Origin of the sequence: Citrobacter sp. Cu231 (assembly GCF_030332265.1) — a bacterium.
GTDB classification, from domain to species: domain Bacteria; phylum Pseudomonadota; class Gammaproteobacteria; order Enterobacterales; family Enterobacteriaceae; genus Citrobacter; species Citrobacter meridianamericanus.
Genome location: NZ_JAOWIE010000050.1, coordinates 14279 through 37114, shown reverse-complemented (window position 1 = coordinate 37114; position 22836 = coordinate 14279). Strand labels below are relative to the sequence as shown.

The following is a 22836-nucleotide window of genomic DNA, read 5'->3' as shown; positions in this document are numbered from 1 at the left end:
TTAAAAGACGACCGATCATAACGGCGAAGTTTTCAAAAGGCAACCCGGAATTGTCAGAACGTATCTTTCTTTGACCTTAACCAGGCAAAACGCTCTTCAGGTTGTTGCAATATTGTTTCTTTGTTTATTTCATTAATTAAATCAATATCTTCCGTTCTTAAGAAAAGATTATTTCGTCGCTCATTTTTCAGAATTACGGGTAGTGTCATTTGTTTTTTTACCCGTAACTCATTAACTTTACGATAATATTCATTAATAAACGAATCGTGAGGCAGAATGCTTAAGGAAAACTTCATGTTTGCTAATGTGTATTCATGTGCGCAACAAATTAACGTATCGTCAGGAAGTGAGTTTATTTTTTTAAGTGATTGATACATTTGAGATGCCGTTCCTTCGAACAGACGTCCGCAGCCGCCGGAAAAGAGCGTGTCGCCGCAAAATAAATAAGGGTGACTAAAGTAACAGATATGTCCTAAAGTGTGACCCGGCGTAGCAATTACCGTAAATTCATGCCCCAAAACCAGTGCAATATCGCCATCTTCAACTACGTGCGTCGTTCCCTTATCTTGCGTTTCAGCCGGTCCATACACCACTATTTGTGGGAAGTGTTGTAAAAGTTCTTTCACGCCGCCCACGTGATCCTGATGATGGTGGGTCAGCAGAATGGCATCAGGAACCCAGTTATGTTCTGCAATAGCTTTCAAAACGGGAGCTGCTTCGCCCGGGTCCACAATCAGACAATGCTTGTCATTATTCGACAGGACCCAGATGTAATTGTCCTGAAATGCAGGAATACTGTTAAGATTCATAGATTACCTCTCAATGCGTAACGGAAGGTTGTGATGAAACCGGCAAGGATCCCTCAAACTGTCGTAGCGCCCGTTAGCTGGAATGATTTGCCATGGGGCGAATACTATCGTGAGGCGCTGGAGTATCAGCTTAACCCGTGGTTCGCAAAAATGTACGGTTTTCATCTGCTTAAGATTGGTAATTTAAGCGCAGAAATCGATTCCGAAGCGTGCGCGGTTTCTCATCAGGTTAATGTTTCTTTGCAAGGGTCTCCCATGCAGGTGACGGCCGATCCTTTGCATCTACCTTTTGCCGATAAGTCTGTGGATGTCTGTTTATTGGCCCATACGCTACCGTGGTGTTCCGATCCCCATCGCTTATTGCGTGAGGCCGATCGCGTGCTTATTGATGACGGCTGGTTGATTCTGAGCGGTTTTAACCCGGTAAGCCTGATGGGATTGCGTAAACTGGTGCCCGTATTGCGTAAAACATCACCCTACAACAGCCGGATGTTTACGCTCATGCGGCAATTGGACTGGCTTTCATTGCTGAATTTTGAAGTGCTGCACTACAGCCGTTTTCACGTCCTGCCCTGGAATAAGAAGGGCGGAAAAATGTTAAGCGCCCATATTCCCGCGCTGGGATGTTTGCAACTGGTGGTTGCGCGTAAGCGAACCATTCCGCTCACGCTCAACCCGATGAAACAAAATAAAAGCAAAACACCTATCCGCCAGGCCGTCGGCGCGACCCGGCAATACCGCAAACCCGACGCTTAAGCCTCAGCCTGATACCCAATATCATCCTGAGTTGGACGCATGGCTGCGGCGCGCGCAAGCTCATCGCAGCGTTCGTTTTCCGGATGACCCGCATGGCCTTTCACCCACTCCCATTTGATTTGATGCGGCCCCAGCGCGGTATCCAGACGTTTCCATAGATCGACGTTCTTCACCTGCTTTTTATCTGCGGTTTTCCAGCCGCGCTTCTTCCAGTTGTGGATCCACTGCGTAATGCCCTGACGCACATACTGGCTGTCTGTGCTGAGTATCACTTCACACTGTTCTTTCAGGGCTTCCAGCGCAACGATTGCCGCCATTAGCTCCATGCGATTATTGGTGGTGAGGTTGTAGCCTTCGCTAAAGGTTTTTTCGCGCCCGCGATAGCGTAAAATCGCTCCGTAACCACCTGGCCCCGGATTTCCCAGGCAAGAACCGTCGGTGAAAATTTCTACCTGTTTAAGCATCTCTGGTAGACTTCCTGTTTTAGCAAATCGAAATCAAACGATAAGTCTGACATAAATGACCGTTATGAGCACTGGAATTACACGACAGGTAGTCCTCGATACCGAAACTACCGGTATGAACCAGATTGGTGCCCACTACGAAGGCCACAAGATCATTGAGATCGGTGCGGTTGAAGTGGTGAACCGCCGCCTGACCGGGAATAACTTCCACGTTTACCTGAAGCCGGATCGGCTGGTGGACCCGGAAGCATTTGGCGTGCATGGCATCGCTGACGAGTTCCTGCTCGATAAACCTACGTTTGCCGATGTAGCCGATGAGTTTCTCGACTACATTCGCGGCGCGGAGCTGGTCATCCATAACGCATCGTTTGATATTGGCTTTATGGATTACGAATTCGCTAAGCTCAAGCGGGATATTCCGAAGACCAACGAATTCTGCAAAATAACCGATAGCCTGGCGCTGGCGAGGAAAATGTTTCCTGGCAAGCGCAACAGCCTTGATGCATTGTGCTCACGCTATGAAATAGACAACAGTAAACGTACCTTGCACGGCGCATTGCTCGATGCTCAGATTCTGGCCGACGTTTATCTGATGATGACCGGTGGGCAGACAACGATGGCGTTCTCAATGGAAGGTGACAGCCAGCAGCAGAATGACACGGGGATCCAGCGCATTGTGCGACAGTCCAGCAAACTACGCGTTGTTTTCGCCACTGATGAAGAGTTAGCGGCCCATGAGTCGCGCCTTGACCTGGTGCAGAAGAAAGGCGGAAGTTGCCTCTGGCGGGCATAGTTTGTACGTTTTTCGTATGGAAATGACCATTCGGGTGATTTTTGCAGCAAACGATTAAAAATCGTGAGAAAAAGCGTTGACGAGGCGCGAGGCAATCCGTAATATTCGCTTCGTTCCCAAGCGGAACACAACGCGGAGTGGTAGTTCAGTTGGTTAGAATACCTGCCTGTCACGCAGGGGGTCGCGGGTTCGAGTCCCGTCCATTCCGCCAATATTCAGAAAGCCTGAGTCAGAAATGATTCAGGCTTTCGTCGTTTTAACCCAGAAAAATAAAAGCCTGCAACCATGTGTTATTGCAGGCTTCGCTGTTACTCGCTCAGCGTCTGCGCGATATCTTTTTGTACCTGTTGGCGCTGTGCTGGAGTCAGCACTTTGTTCAGATCAAAATAGTATTTCACGCGGTAATAACGCGCTTGCTGTTCGATATTGCTGAACGCGGAAAGCTGTTTTTTGACGGCAGCTTCATCCCATTTCCCGGACTTGATGACGTCAATCAACGCGCCGTCTTTCACATCCTTCACCGAAATCTGCCCGACATTGGTTTCAAGCTGCTGGTGCAGTTTTTTAATCTGCGCAACCTGGTCAGTGCTCAGCTTAAGATGCTGTACTATCGGATCCTGGGCAGGAGCCGGAACATTAGATGTGGTTGCTGCAAACGTGCTAAAAGACGCGCCAGCCACGGTAACTGCCAGCAAAGTCATGCGTACGGAGTTCTTCATTATTGCAATCCTGAGAAGGGAATTATCGACAATATTTGCCACTTGTCGGTTACGAGTAATTATCTCTGGCAGGATACGTTGCCAGAAGCGTGTCGCCACGCGAATTTGTTTTGCGGTTGGTTACGGAGTGAAACAATCCCGCCACGGAAAATGTTCCGCAGCGGGAGGGTTGGCGATATTTATAGTGTGAACGGGTCGGCATCCTGCCAGGCTGGAAACTTTTCGCGATACTCACGCAGCGCCGAGAGAGACAGTTCAGCGTCAATACGCGTGGCCTGATGCGGCTCGGCGGTGGCAATAATCTCACCCTGCGGATTAATCACCCGGCTGTCGCCGCGATAATGATGTCCGTTACCGTCAGTGCCCACGCGGTTACATCCTGCTACATAAGCCTGGTTCTCAATCGCTCGGGCGGTGAGCAAAACCTGCCAGTGCAGCGAACGCGGCGCCGGCCAGTTGGCAACATACAATGCCAGGTCGTAGTCGCCGCGGTTGCGCGACCACACCGGAAAACGCAGGTCATAACAGACCAACGGCAGAATACGCCAGCCGCGCCATTCAATAATCACCCGCGCGTCACCGGCCTGATAATACTGATGCTCATCCGCCATACGGAACAGATGGCGTTTGTCATAAAAATGGACATCACCTTCGGGGGCGACCAATAAAAAGCGGTTAACTGGGCCGCGTTCAGACTGGAGAGCCGCGCTACCCGCTATCAGGGCATTCGTCTGTTGCGCCTTAGCGCGCATCCAGCTTACGACCTCTTCCTGTGCCAGCGATTTGCCTGCCGCTTCCATGGCAAATCCGCTGGTAAACATCTCGGGCAACACAATGACATCACGTCCGTTGACGGTTTCCAGTTGGCGGTCGAAATGTCGCAGGTTGGCTGGGCCATCCATCCAGCTCAGTGGTTGTTGCAGCAGCGTAATTTTCAAACCAGGCACGATCGAGGCTCCTCGTTGAACAACATTTTGACACTGTAGCATGAGCTCTTACGAAAATGTGGCAATAAAAAGCCCCGCATTAAGCGGGGCTAAACGTTGTGCGTGTGTCGTTATGCGGCTTCGACTTTACGAACCTTCTCTGGCAGCTTTACCGGCTGAGTCGCCAGCTCCTCGGGTTCAAAGTCATCCACATTGATGCTGCGCAGACGACTCGCCTCGGCTTTCACCAGAATTGCAGCTTCGTCTTTATCAATCAGTCCTTTAGCCAACGCATTGTGCGCCAGTTCATCCAGACGGGTAAACGGCAGGTTTTTACCCAATTCTTTGCAGATCCGCTGGTGGATAGGGTCGGCTGCAATCACATCCAGCAGAGCCTCTTCCAGCAAACCAACCGGGTTATGCTCGCTCGGCGTCAGGTATTGACCGCGACCAAGGCGAGAACGGGTGGCGCTCGGAACCTGCAAAATCTTCGCAACCTTATGATCCAGCTTGTCAGACGGTGCATGGTAGTGGCGACCGGTAGGGAAGATAACCACACTCAGCAGGCCTGCGACCAGACGGTTCGGGAAGTTCTTCAGCAGATCGTCCATCGCCTGTTCCGCTTTGTACAACGCATCCTGAACGCCCCAGTGAACCAACGGCAGGTCCGCTTCATGACGGCCTTCGTCGTCATAACGCTTCAGCACCGCGGAGGCCAGATACAGCTGACTTAACACATCGCCCAGACGTGCGGAGATACGTTCACGACGCTTCAGACTACCGCCCAGTACAGCCATCGACACATCTGAAAGTAGGGCCAGGTTGGCGCTCAGACGGTTCAGGTGCTGGTAGTAACGTTTGGTCGCATCGCCAGTTGGCGTGCTGCTGGTTAAACCACGCGTCAGGCCAAGCCAGAAGCTACGCACTTTGTTACTGCCGACGTGACCGATGTGTTTGAACAGCAGCTTGTCGAACGCATTCACATCGTTACTCTGTGCCGCCGCCATTTCTTCCAAAACGTACGGATGGCAGCGAATCGCACCCTGACCGAAGATCATCATGCTACGGGTCAGAATGTTGGCACCTTCAACGGTAATAGCGATTGGCGCACCTTGATAAGCACGGGCGAGGAAGTTGCTTTCGCCAAGCATAATGCCTTTACCGCCAGTGATATCCATCGCATCGATGATTGACTGCTGTCCGCGGTGGGTGCAGTGATATTTCACGATGGCCGACAACACCGCCGGTTTTTCACCCAGCATAATGCCGTAGGTAATCAGTGATGCTGCAGCGTCCATCACGTAGGCGTTACCGGCAATACGTGCCAACGGCTCTTCAATACCTTCCATCTTGCCGATAGAGATTTTGAACTGGCGACGAATGTGCGCATACGCGCCGGTGGCCATCGCGACCGATTTCACGCCGCCCGTCGAGTTAGATGGCAGGGTAATACCACGTCCCACAGACAGGCATTCCACCAGCATGCGCCAGCCCTGACCGGCCATTTTCGGACCACCGATGATGTAATCAATTGGTACAAACACATCTTTGCCCAGTGTTGGACCGTTCTGGAACGGCACGTTCAGCGGGAAGTGACGACGCCCAATTTGTACACCTGGCGTTGAGGTTGGGATCAGCGCACAGGTAATGCCAAGATCTTCTTCGCCACCCAGCAGTTTTTCCGGGTCGGAGAGTTTAAATGCCAGACCCAGCACGGTAGCGATAGGCGCCAGCGTGATATAGCGTTTGTTCCAGGTCAGGCGCATACCCAGCACCTGCTGGCCCTGCCAGTCGCCCATACAAACCACGCCGGTATCAGGGATCGCGCCTGCGTCGGAGCCGGCTTCCGGGCTGGTCAGAGCAAAGCATGGGATCTCCTGACCGCGAGCCAGACGTGGCAGATAATGATTTTTCTGCTCTTCGGTGCCGTAATGTTGCAGCAGTTCGCCTGGGCCTAATGAGTTAGGCACGCCAACGGTGATCGCCAGGATCCCGGAAACGCCGGAGAGTTTCTGTAGAACGCGAGCCTGAGCATATGCTGAGAATTCCAGCCCGCCGTACTCTTTCTTAATGATCATCGCGAAGAAGCGGTGTTCTTTCAGATATGCCCACAGTTCCGGAGGCAGATCCGCGAGTTCGTGAGTGATCTGAAAGTCGTTCGCCATGCGGCACGCTTCTTCCACCGGGCCATCAATAAACGCTTGCTCTTCAGCAGTCAGATGCGGCTGAGGATAGTTATGCAGTTTTTTCCAGTCAGGCTTGCCCTGGAACAGGTCACCTTCCCACCAGGTCGTACCGGCATCAATCGCTTCTTTCTCAGTACGCGACATCGGCGGCATGACTTTACGGAAACCGCGGAACACCGGTGCAGAGATCATAGATTTGCGCATCGGCGTAAAGTTAAACGGTACGAGAATAATGGCCAGAGGAACCAGCAGCCAGACTGACCACAGGCCAGCCACGCCAAGCGCGGCCGTCCAGGCGAGCAAAATTAAGCTGCTGAGGAATAAGCTCACGCGGTGATAAAACAGAACGCTGAGCAGAACAACCGTAGCGATAATACTCAAAATCATCATAACGAAAAGCTCCCTTGCTTGTAGGAGGTCTGACCACTTGTGATGATATGGTTGTAGTGGATGTAAATTCTTTTAGCAATGTGTTTACAAAATAATTACAACAAAGCTCACATTGTTGCTGTTTTAACCGGCACAAAAAATCAAAAGCCGTAGCCATTCCTGTGGCTTGTACTTCTCGCTGGTAGCGCTATCCGGTACACTGCACCTTGTCATTTACATTCATGCTGAAGGATATCCTCATGTACCAGGATCTTATTCGTAACGAACTGAGCGAAGCGGCGGAAACGCTGGCTAATTTTCTTAAAGATGACGCCAATATTCACGCCATTCAGCGCGCGGCGGTCCTGTTGGCAGACAGCTTTAAAGCCGGCGGTAAGGTACTTTCTTGCGGTAACGGCGGTTCCCATTGCGACGCGATGCACTTTGCCGAAGAGCTGACCGGACGCTATCGTGAAAACCGTCCTGGTTACCCTGCTATCGCTATCTCTGACGTCAGCCATATCTCCTGCGTCAGCAACGATTTCGGTTACGATTATGTGTTCTCTCGCTACGTAGAAGCCGTGGGTCGTGAGGGAGATGTCCTGTTAGGCATCTCGACTTCAGGTAATTCCGGTAACGTAATTAAAGCGATTGCCGCAGCGCGTGAGAAAGGGATGAAAGTTATCACCCTGACCGGTAAAGATGGCGGCAAAATGGCGGGCAGCGCGGATATCGAAATTCGCGTGCCGCACTTTGGCTACGCTGATCGTATTCAGGAAATTCATATCAAAGTGATTCATATCCTGATCCAGTTGATCGAAAAAGAGATGGTTAAATAAGACTTCGCTGGGGGCTCGTCGCCCCCGCTGTTGTGGAGGTGATATATGTGCGAACTGCTCGGGATGAGCGCCAATGTGCCAACCGATATCTGCTTTAGCTTCACCGGGTTGGTTCAGCGCGGCGGAGGTACCGGTCCGCACAAAGACGGCTGGGGGATTACTTTTTATGAAGGTAAGGGCTGCCGTACGTTTAAAGATCCGCAACCCAGCTTTAATTCGCCTATCGCCAAACAGGTACAAGACTATCCCATCAAATCCTGTTCTGTGATTGCCCATATTCGTCAGGCGAACCGTGGCGAAGTGGCACTGGAAAATACCCATCCATTTACGCGAGAGCTGTGGGGACGTAACTGGACGTACGCTCATAACGGCCAGCTCAGCGGCTATAAATCGTTGGAAACCGGTAATTTCCGTCCGGTCGGGGAAACCGACAGCGAAAAAGCATTTTGCTGGCTACTGCATAAGCTGACTGAGCGCTATCCACGCACGCCTGGCAATATGACGGCAGTATTTAAGTATATCGCGGTGCTGGCAGGAGAACTGCGAGAGAAGGGGGTCTTCAACATGCTGCTGTCTGACGGGCGTTATGTGATGGCCTTCTGTTCGACCAACCTGTTTTGGATCACCCGGCGTGCGCCATTTGGTGTAGCGACGTTGCTGGATCAGGATGTGGAAATCGATTTTAGCTCAGAGACCACACCCAATGATGTGGTCACCGTGATTGCCACGCAGCCGTTAACCGGCAATGAAACCTGGCAAAAGATTATGCCAGGCGAGTGGGCATTATTTTGTCTCGGGGAGCGCGTAGTTTGATGCCAGCTGCGGCTGGACCACTTCGTGACTCAACGGCTTGCTGATAACGTAACGGCCATCTACGACGGAAACTGTCGGTGGCTTACGCGTTTGTTCGAAGTAATCGTATCCCGGTTTTAGCTGTGACCAGAACTCTTTGTAATACGAGAATTTATGGCGCTGCATGTTGGCGTCGGTCATACGGAACGGATAAATGCTGACCTGCACGCTGGACTGCCCAAACACCAGCGCACCGGTGACAAACTGGAAAATCTCATCAATGCCGTTATCGGTCATCGCGTAGCAGCCGACGGAAACGCAGGCACCGTGAATCATCAGGTATTTACCTTCATAACCGTGTGCGCGGTCGTAGGCGTTAGGGAAACCAATGTTAATCGCTTTGTAAAAGCGGCTATCCGGTTTCAGCTGTCCGCGCTGTACGCTGTAAAATCCTTCCGGACTTTTGAAATCACCCTGACGCTGTTTCGGCCCTAAGCCGCCGGAATAATTGCAGATCTTATAACTGTCGAGCAATTGATACTGTTCGCCCATCTTGACGTACAGATCCAACGTTCGCTCTTCTTTGAAGATCTGGATATAGACAGGGGAGCCCATTAATTGTTGCTTATATTCTTTGCTGACAGGCGTAGTCGGGCTGCTGCTGCTCAGCAAACCGGCAAACGAAACGCACGGCAATAAAAGCATCGCAAGAAAAAATGCGATTTTACGCATACTACTTATTCCTTGATAAAACGATTACACACGCCAGGACGGCAAAAAGAGTCCCCAAATCGGATAAATCTGGATCTGGAGCGCTCACATTATCACCCAGAGAGTTTTTCGCAAGTCTCTCGTGCTGCGTTTACACTTTAGATTTTCTTTATACGGAAAATTGTGCTTAAAGTCTGTCAGGCGTGGCGTATTTTGTGGGTTAGCGAACTTTATGGTACACCGAACCTCATGAGTTAAATGAGACGCTGCGCGAGCGTGTGTACGCGACGGACAATTTGTGCGTTATCTGTGTGATGCGCGCTTTGTGATGAATGGACACGCACTGACGTTGCAGAGGAGCTGACTTCTCATGTCGCAAAAATACTGTATACTTAAACAGTGTTGTGAGAGGTGAGTCATGCGCAAAATCATACATGTCGATATGGACTGCTTTTTCGCGGCGGTGGAAATGCGTGATAATCCCGCCCTGCGTGACATTCCCATTGCCATTGGCGGCAGTCGTGAACGCCGCGGGGTTATCAGCACAGCCAATTATCCGGCGCGTAAATTTGGCGTGCGCAGCGCAATGCCAACCGGAATGGCGTTAAAGCTGTGCCCGCATCTTACCCTGTTACCCGGTCGTTATGAGGCATACAAAGAAGCGTCATGCCAGATTCAGGCGATCTTCTCCCGCTATACCTCGTTGATTGAACCGCTTTCGCTGGATGAAGCCTATCTGGATGTCACCGACAGCGTTTACTGCCACGGCTCCGCGACGCTGATCGCCCAGGAGATCCGCCAGACGATCTTCAATGAACTACAGCTAACCGCCTCTGCGGGGATTGCGCCGGTTAAATTTCTGGCAAAAATCGCCTCCGATCTTAATAAACCCAACGGGCAATATGTGATAACCCCTGCTGATGTCCCTGAATTTCTCAAAACGTTACCGCTGGGGAAAATTCCTGGCGTCGGTAAAGTCTCCGCCGCTAAGCTGGAGTCGATGGGATTGCGTACCTGCGAAGATATTCAAAAATACGATCTGGCTACGCTGCTCAAACGTTTTGGTAAGTTTGGCCGCGTGTTGTGGGAGCGCAGTCAGGGAATTGACGAGCGGGACGTCAACAGCGACAGGCTGCGCAAATCCGTCGGCGTCGAGCGGACACTGGCGGAAGATATTCATCAGTGGTCAGAGTGTGAAGCGATTATTGAGCGGCTCTATCCCGAACTGGAACGGCGTCTGGCAAAGGTTAAGCCGGATCTCCTGATCGCCCGCCAGGGAATAAAACTCAAGTTTAATGATTTTCAGCAGACCACTCAGGAGCATGTCTGGCCGCGCTTAAATAAAGACGACTTAATTGCGACGGCACACAAAACCTGGGAAGCACGTCGGGGAGGGCGAGGTGTGAGGCTGGTGGGGTTACACGTCACGCTGCTGGATCCACAAATAGAAAGGCAGCTGTTATTGGGGTTGTGACATACATGTATTGCCGGATAAGCACAGCGCCATCCGGCATTTAACGCAGACTTACTTCGCCGGAATAGACTTCAGCAGTTCAGTCAGCAGCGTCCAGTAGTGGCCGACGCTTTCGATATGAACCTGCTCATCCGGGGAGTGCGGACCGGTGATGGTTGGCCCGATGGAAACCATGTCCATTTCCGGATACGGTTTTTTGAACAGGCCACATTCCAGACCAGCATGGATGATCTGAATGTTCGGCGTTTTATTGAACAGACGCTGATAGGTTTCACGAACCAGGTGCATAACCGGAGAGTTTGCATCCGGCTGCCAGCCTGGATACGCGCCTTTGGCTTCAGTTTTGGCGCCAGCCAGTTTACCCAGTGAATCCAGCATGCTCACCACGTAGTCTTTACCGCTGTCGATCAGCGAACGTACCAGGCAGTGGATCTGGACATTATCGTCAGTCATGGTTACCACACCGACGTTCAGGGAGGTTTCTACCACGCCTTTGGCGACGTCGGAGTTGCGGATCACACCGTTAGGGGTGGCGTTCAGCAGACGTACAAAGCTGTCGCGAGACTGCGCGGTTAGCGCGGCTTTGTCGTTAGTAACGGCATCCAGCAGCAGAGCCAGGTTTTTCTCTTTAGCTTCCAGCTCGTTTTTCAGGATTTCCTGGTAGGTGCTGACCAGCGCTTTTAACGCATCAACTTTATCTGCAGCCACGGCGAGGGTAGCGAAGGCTTCACGCGGAATCGCATTGCGCAGCGTACCGCCGTTGAAATCAACCAGACGCAGATCCAACTCTTCAGCGTGACCCGCCAGGAAGCGTACCAGCAGCTTGTTCGCGTTGCCGAGACCCACGTGGATTTCACCGCCGGAGTGGCCACCTTTCAGACCTTTTAACGTCAGCTTAAAGCTCTGGAAGCCAGCCGGGATTGCTTCACGGAACAGCGGCAGGTTAGAGGTAAAGTCGATCCCACCTGCGCAACCCATATAGATCTCACCTTCTTCTTCTGAGTCGGTGTTGATCAGGATATCCGCCTGCAGCCAGTTAGCCTGCAGACCAAATGCGCCATCCATACCTGCTTCTTCGGTCATGGTCAGCAGGACTTCCAGCGGACCGTGTACCACATTGTCATCAGCCAGAACGGCCAGCGCGGACGCCATACCGATACCGTTATCCGCACCCAGCGTGGTGCCACGGGCTTTTACCCATTCGCCATCAATATAAGGCTGGATAGGATCTTTGGTGAAGTCGTGCACGGTGTCGTTGTTTTTCTGCGGGACCATATCCAGGTGCGCCTGCAGAACGACCGGCTTGCGGTTTTCCATTCCTGCGGTAGCGGGTTTGCGAATCAGGATATTACCGACTTGATCGCGCTCGACGTGGAAACCTTTCTCTTGGGTCCAGCTCAGAATGTGTTCAGCGAGCTGCTCTTCATGGTAGGACGGATGAGGAATAGAACAGATTTTGGCAAAAATATCCCACAGCGGTTGCGGGAATAACTGAGACAGTTCAGACACGTTGAGTCTCCTTGGCGATGTCCTGCAAAACTTGCTTGCAGGCCACAGGGTTAGCAGAATTAAAAACACCACAAGTCAGGCTTGCGCGATGCGATTGAGAATACCACTTTCTCCGCCGACGGCTAGCATAAAGCATGCAAAAAGAGGCGCGGATTCCGCGAAACACTGGTTTTTAGTGCGTCAGATCTCTATAATCTCGCGCAACCTATTTCCCCCTCGAACACTTTTTAAGCCGTAGATAAACAGGCTGGGACACTTCACATGAGCGAAAAATACGTCGTCACCTGGGACATGTTGCAGATCCATGCACGTAAACTGGCAAGCCGCCTGATGCCTTCTGAACAATGGAAAGGCATTATTGCCGTTAGCCGTGGTGGTCTGGTGCCGGGCGCATTGCTGGCGCGTGAATTGGGTATTCGTCATGTCGATACCGTATGCATCTCCAGCTACGATCACGACAACCAGCGCGAACTGAAAGTGCTGAAGCGTGCCGAAGGCGACGGTGAAGGTTTTATCGTAATTGATGACCTGGTTGATACCGGTGGTACCGCCGTTGCGATCCGCGAAATGTATCCTAAAGCGCATTTCGTCACGATCTTCGCTAAGCCGGCCGGTCGTCCGCTGGTGAATGATTATGTTGTTGATATCCCTCAGGATACCTGGATTGAGCAGCCGTGGGATATGGGCGTTGTGTTTGTCCCGCCGATCTCTGGTCGCTAATCAATAACGTTTTCGACGCCTGGCAATGCCGGGCGTTGTTCTTTTTTTGCGGTGTCAGGTTACACTATGCCTTAGTGAGTATTCATGGAGGCTGCAATCATGTCACAGGCTAACCTCAGCGAAGTCCTGTTTAAACCCCGCTTCAAACACCCTGAAACGTCAACGCTGGTTCGTCGTTTTAATCGCGGCGCGCAGCCGTCCGTACAATCGGCTCTTGATGGCAAAACAGTTCCGCACTGGTATCGCATGGTGAATCGCCTGATGTGGATCTGGCGTGGCGTCGATCCGCGTGAAATTCTCGAAGTGCAGGCCCGCATCGTCATGAGTGAAGCCGAACGTACGGATAAAGAACTCTACGACACGGTCATCGGGTATCGCGGCGGGAACTGGATCTACGAGTGGGCGAAGCAGGCGATGGACTGGCAACAGAAAGCGTCTATGGAAGCGGATCCGCAGGTGAGCGGACGCCACTGGCTACATGCCTCCACGTTGTACAACATTGCCGCTTATCCCCACTTAAAAGGCGATGAGCTGGCAGAGCAGGCGCAGGCTCTGGCCAACCGTGCCTATGAAGAGGCCGCACAGCGTCTGCCGGGTACGCTGCGTGAGATGGAATTTGCCGTTACCGGCGGCGCGCCAATCACTGGCTTCCTGCATATGCCAAAAGGCGACGGTCCGTTCCCGACGGTGCTGATGTGCGGTGGCCTCGACTCTATGCAAACGGATTACTACAGTCTGTATGAGCGCTACTTTGCCCCGCGCGGTATCGCCATGCTGACGCTGGATATGCCGTCGGTCGGGTTCTCGTCAAAATGGAAACTGACCCAGGATTCCAGCCTGCTGCACCAGCACGTATTAAAAGCGTTGCCAAACGTTCCCTGGGTGGATCACACCCGCGTGGCGGCCTTCGGTTTTCGCTTTGGCGCTAACGTGGCGGTACGCCTGGCGTATCTGGAATCATCGCGTCTGAAAGTGGTGGCCTGTTTGGGGCCAGTGGTTCACGCGCTGCTTAGCGACCCGCAGCGCCAGGCAAGCGTTCCGGAAATGTATCTTGACGTTCTGGCAAGTCGTCTGGGGATGCATGACGCCTCCGATGAAGCGCTGCGTGTAGAGCTTAATCGCTATTCATTAAAAGTGCAGGGTCTGCTGGGCAGACGTTGTCCGACGCCAATGTTGTCGGGGTTCTGGAAAAACGATCCATTTAGCCCGGAAGAGGAGTCGCGTTTAATCACATCTTCATCTTCTGACGGTAAGTTGCTGGAGATTCCATTCAACCCGGTGTATCGCAATTTTGACAAAGGGCTGCAGGAAATAACCGGTTGGATCAATCAGAGATTGTGTTAAAAGTTTGCTAAATTTTATCGATTTGGTAAAACAGGTGCTTCACCTAAGGAGATCGTAATGACGTTACCGAGTGGGCATCCGAAAAGTAGATTGATCAAGAAATTCACCGCGCTGGGTCCGTATATCCGCGAAGGACAGTGCGAAGATAATCGATTTTTCTTCGATTGTCTGGCTGTTTGCGTCAACGTGAAACCCGCCCCCGAGAAACGCGAGTTCTGGGGCTGGTGGATGGAACTGGAAGCGCAGGAAAAACGCTTTACCTACAGCTATCATTTTGGTTTGTTTGATAAAGATGGTAACTGGACTGCGGTGCCAGTGAAAGAGACCGAAGTGGTCGAGCGACTGGAATACACCTTGCGTGAGTTTCATGAAAAATTACATGGATTGTTAACGTCGCTGAATCTGGCGTTGGAGCCTGCTGATGATTTTAAGGATGAACCCGTTAAATTAACGGCATAACGAACAGCAAAATGCCGGATGGCGGCGCAACCCCATCCGGCATTTTTTATGCTAGACCCTAAATAATTCGCGTTGCAGGAAGGCCAACGCACATGCAGCTTGAAGTATGAAGGGTATAATCAAAACTGGTAGGTCATACCGACGGCAACGATATTATCGTCATTGATACCCAGCTTATTATCGCTATCAAGCTGGTTGATTTTATAATCAACAAACGCAGACATATTTTTGTTGAAATAGTACGTTGCACCCACGTCGATATAATTCACCAGGTCCTCATTCCCAACGCCTTCAATATCTTTACCTTTCGACAGCACATAACCCAGTGACGGACGCAGACCAAAGTCAAATTGGTACTGAACAACCGCCTCGAAGTTTTGTGTTTTATTGGCAAAGCCGCCGGAAATTGGCGTCATATTGCGTGTTTCGGAGTACATGGTCGCAATATAGATATCGTTAGCATCATATTTTAAGCCGGTCGCCCAGGCTTCTGCCTTATCGCCCGTACCGCGCGATTGCAGATTCTGCTGGTTGGTACGATCGGAGTTGGTATACGCTCCGCTTACCGCGAAATCACTTCCGCCAAAGTCATAGGTCACGGAAGTACCAAAACCGTCTCCGTTCTGTTTTTTCACATCGCGGTCCTGGTTTTTACCCTGATACTGCAAGGTGAGATCCAGGCCATCCACAACACCGAAGAAGTCAGTGTTGCGGTAGGTCGCCAGGCCGCTGGCGCGTTTGGTCATAAAGTTATCGGTTTGCGCAGAGGAGTCGCCGCCGAATTCCGGGAACATATCGGTCCATGCTTCCACGTCGTACAACGCGCCCAGGTTACGACCATAATCAAATGAGCCAAGATTTTTTAATTTCAGACCAGCAAAAGCCAAACGCGTTTTTTGCTGGTTGGAGTCACTTTCGGCTTTATTACCGGCAAACTCCGCTTCCCAACGGCCATATCCCGTCAGTTCATCGTTAATTTGCGTTTCACCTTTAAAACCTAAACGGACATAGCTCTGGTCGCCGTCTTTGCTGTCATAATCCGTCATGTAATGCATGGCTTTTACTTTGCCATAGAGATCCAGTTTATTGCCGTTCTTGTTATACACTTCCGCTGCCTGTACGGATGCCGACGCAACAATTCCCATCACCACTAATGCCAGAGTGCTCTTTTTCATTTTCATTCCTGATTAAAAAGTACGCGCTAATATTTACTGGGTGTGATCCCCGCTAAAAGACAGGAAGGTTTTTAACGTCTGGCAATGAACGTTTTATGACAAAGTAAGAATAATTTTAAAAAAGGATGTTTTTTTGTTTCTGTAATAAAGGCGTCAAAATCAGCCGCTACGCTTGCTGATCCTGCGCAATAAAATTTCATGCTTTGTACGCTGGTTGTTGGCAACCGGGGCCAGTCCTGCTAAAACGTTCGTTTGATATCATTTTCCCCAATTTTGAATGGCAGAGAATCATGAGTGACAGCCAGACGCTGGTGGTAAAACTAGGCACCAGTGTGTTAACGGGCGGATCGCGCCGCCTGAACCGCGCCCATATCGTAGAACTGGTTCGCCAGTGCGCGCAGCTCCATGCCGCAGGGCATCGTATTGTTATCGTTACTTCGGGCGCGATTGCTGCCGGACGTGAGCATCTTGGTTACCCTGAGCTCCCGGCAACGATAGCTTCGAAACAGCTGTTGGCGGCGGTAGGGCAGAGCCGATTGATTCAACTGTGGGAACAGCTGTTCTCGATATACGGTATTCATATCGGGCAGATGCTGCTAACGCGTGCGGATATGGAAGACAGAGAGCGCTTCCTCAATGCCCGCGATACGCTGCGCGCGCTGCTCGATAACAACATCGTCCCGGTCATTAATGAGAACGATGCGGTGGCTACCGCCGAAATTAAAGTGGGTGACAACGACAACCTTTCGGCGCTGGCAGCGATTCTGGCCGGGGCCGATAAGCTGCTGTTGCTGACCGATCAGCAGGGACTGTTCACCGCCGATCCGCGTACTAATCCGCAGGCGGAGCTGATCAAAGACGTGCACGGTATTGATGATGCGCTGCGCGCTATTGCCGGGGACAGCGTCTCTGGCCTGGGAACCGGCGGCATGGGGACTAAACTACAGGCCGCCGATGTCGCGTGCCGCGCCGGGATCGACACCATTATTGCCGCAGGCAGCAAGCCAGGCGTGATTGGCGACGTGATGGAAGGCGTTTCCGTTGGGACGCGTTTTCATGCTCAGGCTTCTCCGTTGGAAAATCGTAAACGCTGGATTTTCGGCGCGCCGCCTGCCGGTGAAATTACCGTCGATGAAGGCGCAACAGGAGCTATTCTGGAGCGCGGCAGCTCGTTGCTGCCAAAAGGTATTAAAAGCGTGACAGGTAACTTCTCTCGTGGTGAAGTGATCCGCATCTGCAATCTGGAAGGGCGCGATATTGCCCACGGCGTAACCCGCTATAACAGCGACGCGCTGCGCCGTATTGCCGGACACCACTCACAACAGATTGATACCATCCTGGGCTATGAATACGGCCCGGTTGCTGTCCATCGTGATGACATGATTACCCGTTAAGGAACAGGCATATGCTGGAAAAAATGGGCATTGCTGCCAAAGCCGCGTCATACAAGTTGGCGCTGCTCTCCAGTCGCGAAAAAAATCGCGTACTGGAAACAATCGCTGATGAGCTGGAAGCACAAACCGAAAGCATCCTCAGCGCAAATGTACAAGATGTTGAGCAGGCGCGAGCCAACGGCCTGAGCGATGCGATGCTCGACCGCCTGACCCTGACGCCGGCGCGTCTGAAAGCGATTGCTGACGATGTGCGCCAGGTGTGTCATCTCGCCGATCCGGTCGGGCAGGTGATTGACGGCGGTCTGCTGGACAGCGGCCTGCGTCTGGAGCGTCGTCGTGTCCCGCTGGGTGTGATTGGCGTGATTTATGAAGCGCGTCCAAACGTCACCGTCGACGTGGCTTCCCTGTGCCTGAAAACCGGCAATGCGGCGATCCTGCGCGGAGGAAAAGAGACGTACCGGACGAATGCCGCAACCGTGGCGGTGATCCAAAAGGCGCTGGAAGCCTGCGGTTTACCCGCCGCAGCCGTGCAGTCGATAGACAACCCGGACCGCGCACTGGTCGCTGAAATGCTGCGTATGGATAAGTACATCGACATGCTGATCCCTCGCGGTGGCGCGGGTCTGCACAAGTTATGTCGTGAGCAGTCGACCATTCCGGTGATCACCGGTGGTATTGGCGTATGTCATATCTATGTAGATGACACGGCAGAGATCGCCCCTGCGCTGAAGATTATCGTCAACGCCAAAACCCAGCGTCCGAGCACCTGTAACACTGTAGAAACTCTGTTAGTGCATCAGGACATCGCGCCACGTTTTCTGCCTGCACTGAGCGAGCAGATGGCGCAAAGTGGCGTCACGCTGCATGCCGATGAGATGGCGCTGGCTACATTGCAGTCAGGGCCCGCTAACGTGGTCGCGGTGAAAGCCGAAGAGTATGACGACGAGTTTCTGTCGCTGGATTTGAATGTGAAAGTCGTTACTGACCTGGACGATGCCATCGCCCACATTCGCGAGCATGGGACCCAACATTCCGATGCGATCCTGACGCGCACGCTGCGTAACGCCGATCGTTTCGTGAATGAAGTAGACTCTTCTGCCGTGTACGTTAACGCTTCTACGCGTTTCACCGATGGCGGCCAGTTCGGATTGGGTGCGGAAGTAGCGGTAAGTACGCAAAAACTGCACGCGCGTGGTCCAATGGGGCTGGAAGCACTGACCACATATAAGTGGGTTGGCTTCGGCGACGACACGATCCGAGCGTAATTGAAACCGGGTGATGCACAAGCAGGCGTTGATGCGCAAGGTTAATGCATCTCCCGGTTAGTTTTATCTGTTGCTTCTGGTACGTGGTTGTTTTCCGTTCTGCAATTTATTAATCATCTTTGCTCTCCTTCGTCGCGTCAGAAGTCTGCATATCGCAGAATTTTCCGTGCCCACATGAATTTTCCTGGACCGCAATTCACGTCTTGTTCCTGATGGTAGTACACCGGTCACAGATTACTCCGCGTCTGCCAGACGGCTACTGGATTGGGGATGTAAAAATACAGTTCAATGCAACCCTTATTCTTTCTGGTCAGGCCAAGGACGTTTTTCGCTTCTTTTATAAAAGTCCAGCAGATGATGTCGAGCGTTATTATCGTTTGCAATGGATAGATGAGCCGGTCACCGAAAGGGCGGAGACTCGGGCTAATAAAGTGGCTGTTGTGACAGCGTCAGCAGGGAATTGGCGCGATTTTGGTAGTCGCGCCGCGTAAAGAGCGCTTTGAATACAGCCGTAATGGCGACGTTATCAGCAATACCGGCAATGTTTCATTTCGTGTGATCGACTATGGCGCTTGCAAAGATAAAGCCTACGAGCAGGGACGGGGTTGTCGTGAACGTTATTACATTATGCCGGGTACGCGAATAAAACTGCCGTTCACGCATCGGAATCTGGCACGGTAAGCGGTCATAACAGTGAAATGATGGTTAATAGCAGCCATCTGTACGGGGTAAATAAAAATACCGGGTTGTAAGGATGCACAAGACAACAAAAAATATTGTCGGCGGTAGAATTTGTTTCTTTCTTGCACTGATATCAGGAACTTCACATGCAGGTCCCGTAAAAGTGGGTAATTACGTTATTCCCAGCGCTTTTGCCCGTTCACTGGAGCAGAAAATGACAGTGTAAATAGACCCATTTTGCTCCATGCGTTTTTTGAGAACCCGGTCAAATTGACTCATTTCTGGGAGGAAATGGCAAAAATATGGCACAAGGCACTTTTGCTGAACATCGCGTGAAGTCGCGTAGATAATGGTGCGATAATAGGAACATAACAAACCACCAATATCCTTTGATAAATATACATATTTTCTTGTTTCATCTTTATAAATGCCCCCTTTTGTGCCCCCACCTTGTTTTTCATACGACTCGATGAGCCTTTCATCGAGTCGTTAATCTCATCAAATTCTTCACGTATCGTGGAAACCTTCTCAGATCTCAATCCCCTCACAGCCGTGATCGGCTAAGAACAATATTACTTACCTCCCTGTAAGAATACCGGCTCATCAGCCCGCACGCTTTCCTGGCATGAAGAATGTCTGTCGCAGTCAAATATGGTGCTTGCACCTGTGAGGAAAATCCACAGCGATCGATACGGACTAACTCATACTTCTCCACCAGAAAGTTAACAGCATTAGCCAGAGTGATACCGGCATCGATATGTTCCTGTATAACGGTTTCATCACAGAACGGCGTATCGTTCAGGGTCAGACCATAGTGTTTTTCCAGCAGGCGTGTAATTAGCATTTGCCAGACTGCAACGGGCGACAGACAGGGCTTCGCCGCCCGCGAAATTATAGCAGGTAGAGTTTTCATGCTTTCTCTCGTGAAATTCGTTATCGTTGGGTGGGGTAAACGGCGATGTATACGTAGCCACAACTACCAAGCGTATCGGCTTCGCAGGTGAGTCCGTTGTGGTAAAACGTGACGCAGTGCTGATAGCGGGGATTGAGCTCGCCGCTGTTTAGCATTAGTTCTAGTTGTTTGAGTATCAGCGGAAAGGCCTGATCCAAGTGCAGCGCGTCATCGTCGCTAAAAGCACCGTAAAATCCGGCCCGGTCAGCGAGAAAATGCAGGCGGTTGCCTTCTTGCACCAGACGAGTTCCAAAACAGGGTGTGATCGTACTCTTTAGTCCCCACTGTTGGCAGGCGGGATCCTCCGGCTTGGTACCAGATTCTGAGTGATTGTTCATTATTGTTCCTGAATAAAGGGAAAGATTAATTGAGAGTAACGCTTCGAAGAATGACATAGGGACCATTGCGGTCCTGACGGCGTTCAGCAAATACGGCCAGAACGCCGCATATGTTTTCCACCTCGCGGCCTGCATAATGGCAGATACTGCCTGACCATTTATATTTGCCCGTACTGAAGCGAAACAGCCGGGATCCAGGATGCTGCCGGTACAAAGTCATGGCCTGGCGTTTACTGATGATTTTCATATCCAGCCTCGCTCCGCGAACGACACAATGCCCTCTGAGCCGATGACCAGATGATCGAGCGTTTTCACATCAACCAGTGCTAACGCTTCTTGAAGCCTGCCCGTAATGTCGCGGTCGCACTGGCTGGCCTCCGGATCGCCTGATGGATGGTTATGCGCAAACACAACGGCCGCAGCATTAAATCGAAGCGCTGACTTCACTACCTCACGCGGGTGGACCTGGACATGGTTAACCGAACCGGCAAATAGTGCTTCGTTCTCCAGTAAACGGTGCTGGTTATCGAGATAGAGCACCATAAACACTTCCCGTTCTTGTCCTGCCAGCTGTAACCGAAGCCAGTCACGAGCAGCAGTACTTGAGGTAAAGGGTATGCCGGGTTGGCGCAGATATTTATCCAGCAGGTTGATAGCGCGGCGGATGGTCCGTTGGGCATAGGGTGTTAATCCGGATGTCGCAGGAAGCAGGCAACCCTGCCGAAGCATAACATTCAGCGGAAAGAGTTCACGCTGTGAAGACTCCGGGCATAATACGGTATTCATGTCAGGTATTCCTCAGTCGATTAGATACATAATGGCACTGCACTCTGGATGTTTTAGCGCGAAGTCTCGTAAGCGATAATAGTGCTCTGTCATCGCGTCACATTCGGTACAGCAGGCATGATGGCTGTATACCATCAGACAGGCCACTATCCCTGCGGCTTCAACAGTAAGTTCCGCGCCGTTGCCATTCATATTGTTGAACAATGTCCACTTCTCATCGTGCTCTGACTCAGGGGCCATAAAAGCGCCGCCGTTGCTGAGCGTCGAAAAGCGCCAGATACCGCCGTGATAATCGGTACACAGGCGGTCCATCCAGGCAAAAATTCTGGGCTCGAGGGTTATCCATTGCGGGATGGAGCCAAAGTGCTGTGGCCAGAAGCCGATGCGTAACTCGTCAGGTACCACTGAGGCAGTAATTGCTGTCTGCTCAGCGAACTGAAGGTTTTGTGTATCCATTAAACTATCTCCTTATGCCGGAACGGTTGTTTAACGCCCGAAAAACGCGAGCATGTTTTCTGCCATTACCCACAGGGCGCGATTGAGCTTCACATCGCCATCAATACCGGTAACGGCACGGGTGCGACTGCTTTTCCCCTGTGCGGTTCGTCCTGACAATCCCCCTTTCATCAGGTTCTCCTGTACGCGCTGGTAGACGGTCCACAGGTCATCACTGCAATCCTCCCGGCGACGTGAGGTCAGCAACTGCGATACCGTGACCGGCTGGTGGTCCTCACCAAAGCGATATTTCAGCGCGGCATTTGCCAGAGCGTGCTGTGCTGGTGGCGGAAGTAAAAGTGACGCCATGGCATCACGCTTTTCATCCACCCGCTCAAACACCCCGAGCACTTCGTAAGCCCCTTCAATCACCCTCTCGACGACATTGCCTTTATGCGGTACCCGCACCTCTCCGAATGACTGACCGCAGACCAGACCGTTAGTACAGACGCCACGAAACAGCCCCGGTAGCATCTGGTAGCTTGATGAGCCGTCATGGCTGTTGAGTAAAATGATTTCCGGTACCTGATGACCGTTTAGCTGCCCGGCGCGACGCAGGCGAAGCATGTGTTTGGTGTGCTCCCGCTTGCTCTGGTCCCGAACCTTTGTCTGGCTGGCAAAGAACGGCTGAAAACCCTCGCGCTGCAGGCTTTCGAGGATGGTGATGGTCGGAATGTAGGTGTAACGGTCTGAACGCGATTCATGTTTGTCACTCCCGAATACACTGGGAACACGACTCATCAGCTCTTCATGGGTCAGAGGACTGTCACGGCGTATCTGGTTTATACGGCCAAAGCGGCTGGCTAATCTCATGAGTAATTCCTTTAAAAGAGGCAAAAGAAAACGCCCTGCTCGTTTGAGCAGGGCGTTCAGACAGAAA

General features: G+C 51.7%; 24 protein-coding genes, 1 tRNA gene and 1 pseudogene. 12 read left to right on the top strand and 14 right to left on the bottom strand.

The window, feature by feature from the left end:
- Nucleotides 1–53: 53 nt before the first annotated feature.
- Nucleotides 54–809, bottom strand: a complete 756-nt coding sequence (gene gloB / locus OGY15_RS22655; protein WP_286541201.1) for a hydroxyacylglutathione hydrolase — start codon at nucleotides 807–809, stop codon at nucleotides 54–56.
- Between the two features lie 33 nt (nucleotides 810–842).
- Here gloB and OGY15_RS22650 point away from each other — a divergent pair, with 33 nt between their 5' ends.
- A complete protein-coding gene (locus OGY15_RS22650) occupies nucleotides 843–1565 on the top strand; it encodes a class I SAM-dependent methyltransferase (RefSeq protein ID WP_151224177.1) in 723 nt (240 codons plus the stop codon).
- On the opposite strand, the gene rnhA is transcribed toward OGY15_RS22650, so the two are convergent.
- Nucleotides 1562–2029, bottom strand: coding sequence for a ribonuclease HI (rnhA, locus tag OGY15_RS22645; protein ID WP_286541200.1), 468 nt, complete (start codon nucleotides 2027–2029; stop codon nucleotides 1562–1564). The two genes, OGY15_RS22650 and rnhA, sit on opposite strands and share 4 nt — an antisense overlap.
- Before the next feature lie 64 nt (nucleotides 2030–2093).
- Here rnhA and dnaQ point away from each other — a divergent pair, with 64 nt between their 5' ends.
- Nucleotides 2094–2822 (top strand): DNA polymerase III subunit epsilon, encoded by a 729-nt coding sequence (gene dnaQ / locus OGY15_RS22640; protein WP_187252996.1) that lies wholly within the window; start codon nucleotides 2094–2096, stop codon nucleotides 2820–2822.
- A gap of 134 nt (nucleotides 2823–2956) precedes the next feature.
- A tRNA-Asp gene (locus OGY15_RS22635) sits at nucleotides 2957–3033 on the top strand.
- A gap of 97 nt (nucleotides 3034–3130) precedes the next feature.
- Here OGY15_RS22635 and OGY15_RS22630 read toward each other — a convergent pair.
- The 3 genes from OGY15_RS22630 to fadE form a co-directional block, all read right to left on the bottom strand.
- On the bottom strand, nucleotides 3131–3541 hold the full coding sequence (locus OGY15_RS22630) for a Spy/CpxP family protein refolding chaperone (protein WP_151218488.1): 411 nt from the start codon (nucleotides 3539–3541) through the stop codon (nucleotides 3131–3133).
- Nucleotides 3542–3720: 179 nt separating this feature from the next.
- Nucleotides 3721–4488, bottom strand: coding sequence for an amidohydrolase (locus OGY15_RS22625; protein ID WP_286541199.1), 768 nt, complete (start codon nucleotides 4486–4488; stop codon nucleotides 3721–3723).
- A 110-nt stretch (nucleotides 4489–4598) separates the two neighbouring features.
- A complete protein-coding gene (fadE, locus tag OGY15_RS22620; protein ID WP_286541198.1) occupies nucleotides 4599–7043 on the bottom strand; it encodes an acyl-CoA dehydrogenase FadE in 2445 nt (814 codons plus the stop codon).
- A gap of 239 nt (nucleotides 7044–7282) precedes the next feature.
- Between fadE and lpcA the strand changes: the two genes are divergently transcribed.
- Complete coding sequence (gene lpcA / locus OGY15_RS22615; RefSeq protein WP_016151815.1) at nucleotides 7283–7861, top strand: D-sedoheptulose 7-phosphate isomerase; 579 nt, start codon at nucleotides 7283–7285, stop codon at nucleotides 7859–7861.
- A gap of 45 nt (nucleotides 7862–7906) precedes the next feature.
- A complete protein-coding gene (locus tag OGY15_RS22610) occupies nucleotides 7907–8674 on the top strand; it encodes a class II glutamine amidotransferase (RefSeq protein ID WP_286541197.1) in 768 nt (255 codons plus the stop codon).
- On the opposite strand, the gene dpaA is transcribed toward OGY15_RS22610, so the two are convergent.
- Nucleotides 8645–9385: a peptidoglycan meso-diaminopimelic acid protein amidase gene (gene dpaA / locus OGY15_RS22605; protein ID WP_003843847.1), complete on the bottom strand. Its 741-nt coding sequence runs from the start codon at nucleotides 9383–9385 to the stop codon at nucleotides 8645–8647. The two genes, OGY15_RS22610 and dpaA, sit on opposite strands and share 30 nt — an antisense overlap.
- A 397-nt stretch (nucleotides 9386–9782) precedes the next feature.
- Between dpaA and dinB the strand changes: the two genes are divergently transcribed.
- The gene (gene dinB / locus OGY15_RS22600) at nucleotides 9783–10838 is read left to right on the top strand and encodes a DNA polymerase IV (protein WP_151218490.1); all 1056 of its coding nucleotides are present in this window, start codon (nucleotides 9783–9785) and stop codon (nucleotides 10836–10838) included.
- A gap of 51 nt (nucleotides 10839–10889) precedes the next feature.
- Here the strand turns inward: dinB and pepD are convergent, their stop codons facing one another.
- Entirely contained in the window at nucleotides 10890–12347 is a 1458-nt protein-coding gene (gene pepD / locus OGY15_RS22595; RefSeq protein WP_286541196.1) for a cytosol nonspecific dipeptidase, read from the bottom strand.
- Between the two features lie 261 nt (nucleotides 12348–12608).
- Here pepD and gpt point away from each other — a divergent pair, with 261 nt between their 5' ends.
- The 3 genes from gpt to crl all read left to right on the top strand — a co-directional run bounded on the left by gpt (nucleotide 12609) and on the right by crl (nucleotide 14870).
- Complete coding sequence (gene gpt, locus OGY15_RS22590; RefSeq protein ID WP_003031380.1) at nucleotides 12609–13067, top strand: xanthine phosphoribosyltransferase; 459 nt, start codon at nucleotides 12609–12611, stop codon at nucleotides 13065–13067.
- Nucleotides 13068–13166: 99 nt separating this feature from the next.
- Entirely contained in the window at nucleotides 13167–14411 is a 1245-nt protein-coding gene (frsA, locus tag OGY15_RS22585) for an esterase FrsA (protein WP_286541195.1), read from the top strand.
- 57 nt (nucleotides 14412–14468) lie between these two features.
- A complete protein-coding gene (crl, locus tag OGY15_RS22580) occupies nucleotides 14469–14870 on the top strand; it encodes a sigma factor-binding protein Crl (RefSeq protein ID WP_151218493.1) in 402 nt (133 codons plus the stop codon).
- A 119-nt stretch (nucleotides 14871–14989) separates the two neighbouring features.
- Here crl and phoE read toward each other — a convergent pair whose 3' ends face one another.
- Nucleotides 14990–16045 carry a phosphoporin PhoE gene (gene phoE / locus OGY15_RS22575; RefSeq protein WP_151218494.1) on the bottom strand — a complete coding sequence of 352 codons (1056 nt, stop codon included), beginning with the start codon at nucleotides 16043–16045 and terminating at the stop codon, nucleotides 14990–14992.
- Between the two features lie 290 nt (nucleotides 16046–16335).
- Here phoE and proB point away from each other — a divergent pair, with 290 nt between their 5' ends.
- From proB to OGY15_RS22560, 3 genes and pseudogenes are all read left to right on the top strand, one after another.
- A complete protein-coding gene (proB, locus tag OGY15_RS22570; protein ID WP_005133587.1) occupies nucleotides 16336–17439 on the top strand; it encodes a glutamate 5-kinase in 1104 nt (367 codons plus the stop codon).
- Nucleotides 17440–17450: 11 nt separating this feature from the next.
- Nucleotides 17451–18704, top strand: coding sequence for a glutamate-5-semialdehyde dehydrogenase (proA, locus tag OGY15_RS22565; RefSeq protein WP_210904669.1), 1254 nt, complete (start codon nucleotides 17451–17453; stop codon nucleotides 18702–18704).
- Nucleotides 18705–18994: 290 nt separating this feature from the next.
- Nucleotides 18995–19395, top strand: a pseudogene (locus tag OGY15_RS22560) (EcpB family pilus assembly chaperone); the annotation flags it as partial.
- Nucleotides 19396–19929: 534 nt separating this feature from the next.
- On the opposite strand, the gene OGY15_RS22555 reads toward OGY15_RS22560, so the two are convergent.
- Genes OGY15_RS22555 through OGY15_RS22530 form a run of 6 tightly spaced genes read right to left on the bottom strand, consistent with a single transcriptional unit; the run spans nucleotide 19930 to nucleotide 22769 of the window.
- Nucleotides 19930–20298: a TA system toxin CbtA family protein gene (locus tag OGY15_RS22555; protein WP_286541194.1), complete on the bottom strand. Its 369-nt coding sequence runs from the start codon at nucleotides 20296–20298 to the stop codon at nucleotides 19930–19932.
- Between the two features lie 20 nt (nucleotides 20299–20318).
- Nucleotides 20319–20675, bottom strand: a complete 357-nt coding sequence (locus OGY15_RS22550; RefSeq protein ID WP_286541193.1) for a type IV toxin-antitoxin system YeeU family antitoxin — start codon at nucleotides 20673–20675, stop codon at nucleotides 20319–20321.
- Nucleotides 20676–20700: 25 nt separating this feature from the next.
- Nucleotides 20701–20922: a DUF987 domain-containing protein gene (locus OGY15_RS22545; RefSeq protein WP_180242660.1), complete on the bottom strand. Its 222-nt coding sequence runs from the start codon at nucleotides 20920–20922 to the stop codon at nucleotides 20701–20703.
- Complete coding sequence (gene radC, locus OGY15_RS22540; RefSeq protein ID WP_286541192.1) at nucleotides 20919–21461, bottom strand: RadC family protein; 543 nt, start codon at nucleotides 21459–21461, stop codon at nucleotides 20919–20921. Before radC ends, OGY15_RS22545 begins: the two co-directional genes overlap by 4 nt.
- 12 nt (nucleotides 21462–21473) lie before the next feature.
- Nucleotides 21474–21917, bottom strand: a complete 444-nt coding sequence (locus OGY15_RS22535; RefSeq protein WP_286541191.1) for an antirestriction protein — start codon at nucleotides 21915–21917, stop codon at nucleotides 21474–21476.
- Between the two features lie 30 nt (nucleotides 21918–21947).
- Nucleotides 21948–22769 carry a DUF932 domain-containing protein gene (locus OGY15_RS22530; protein ID WP_286541190.1) on the bottom strand — a complete coding sequence of 274 codons (822 nt, stop codon included), beginning with the start codon at nucleotides 22767–22769 and terminating at the stop codon, nucleotides 21948–21950.
- Nucleotides 22770–22836: the final 67 nt, after the last annotated feature.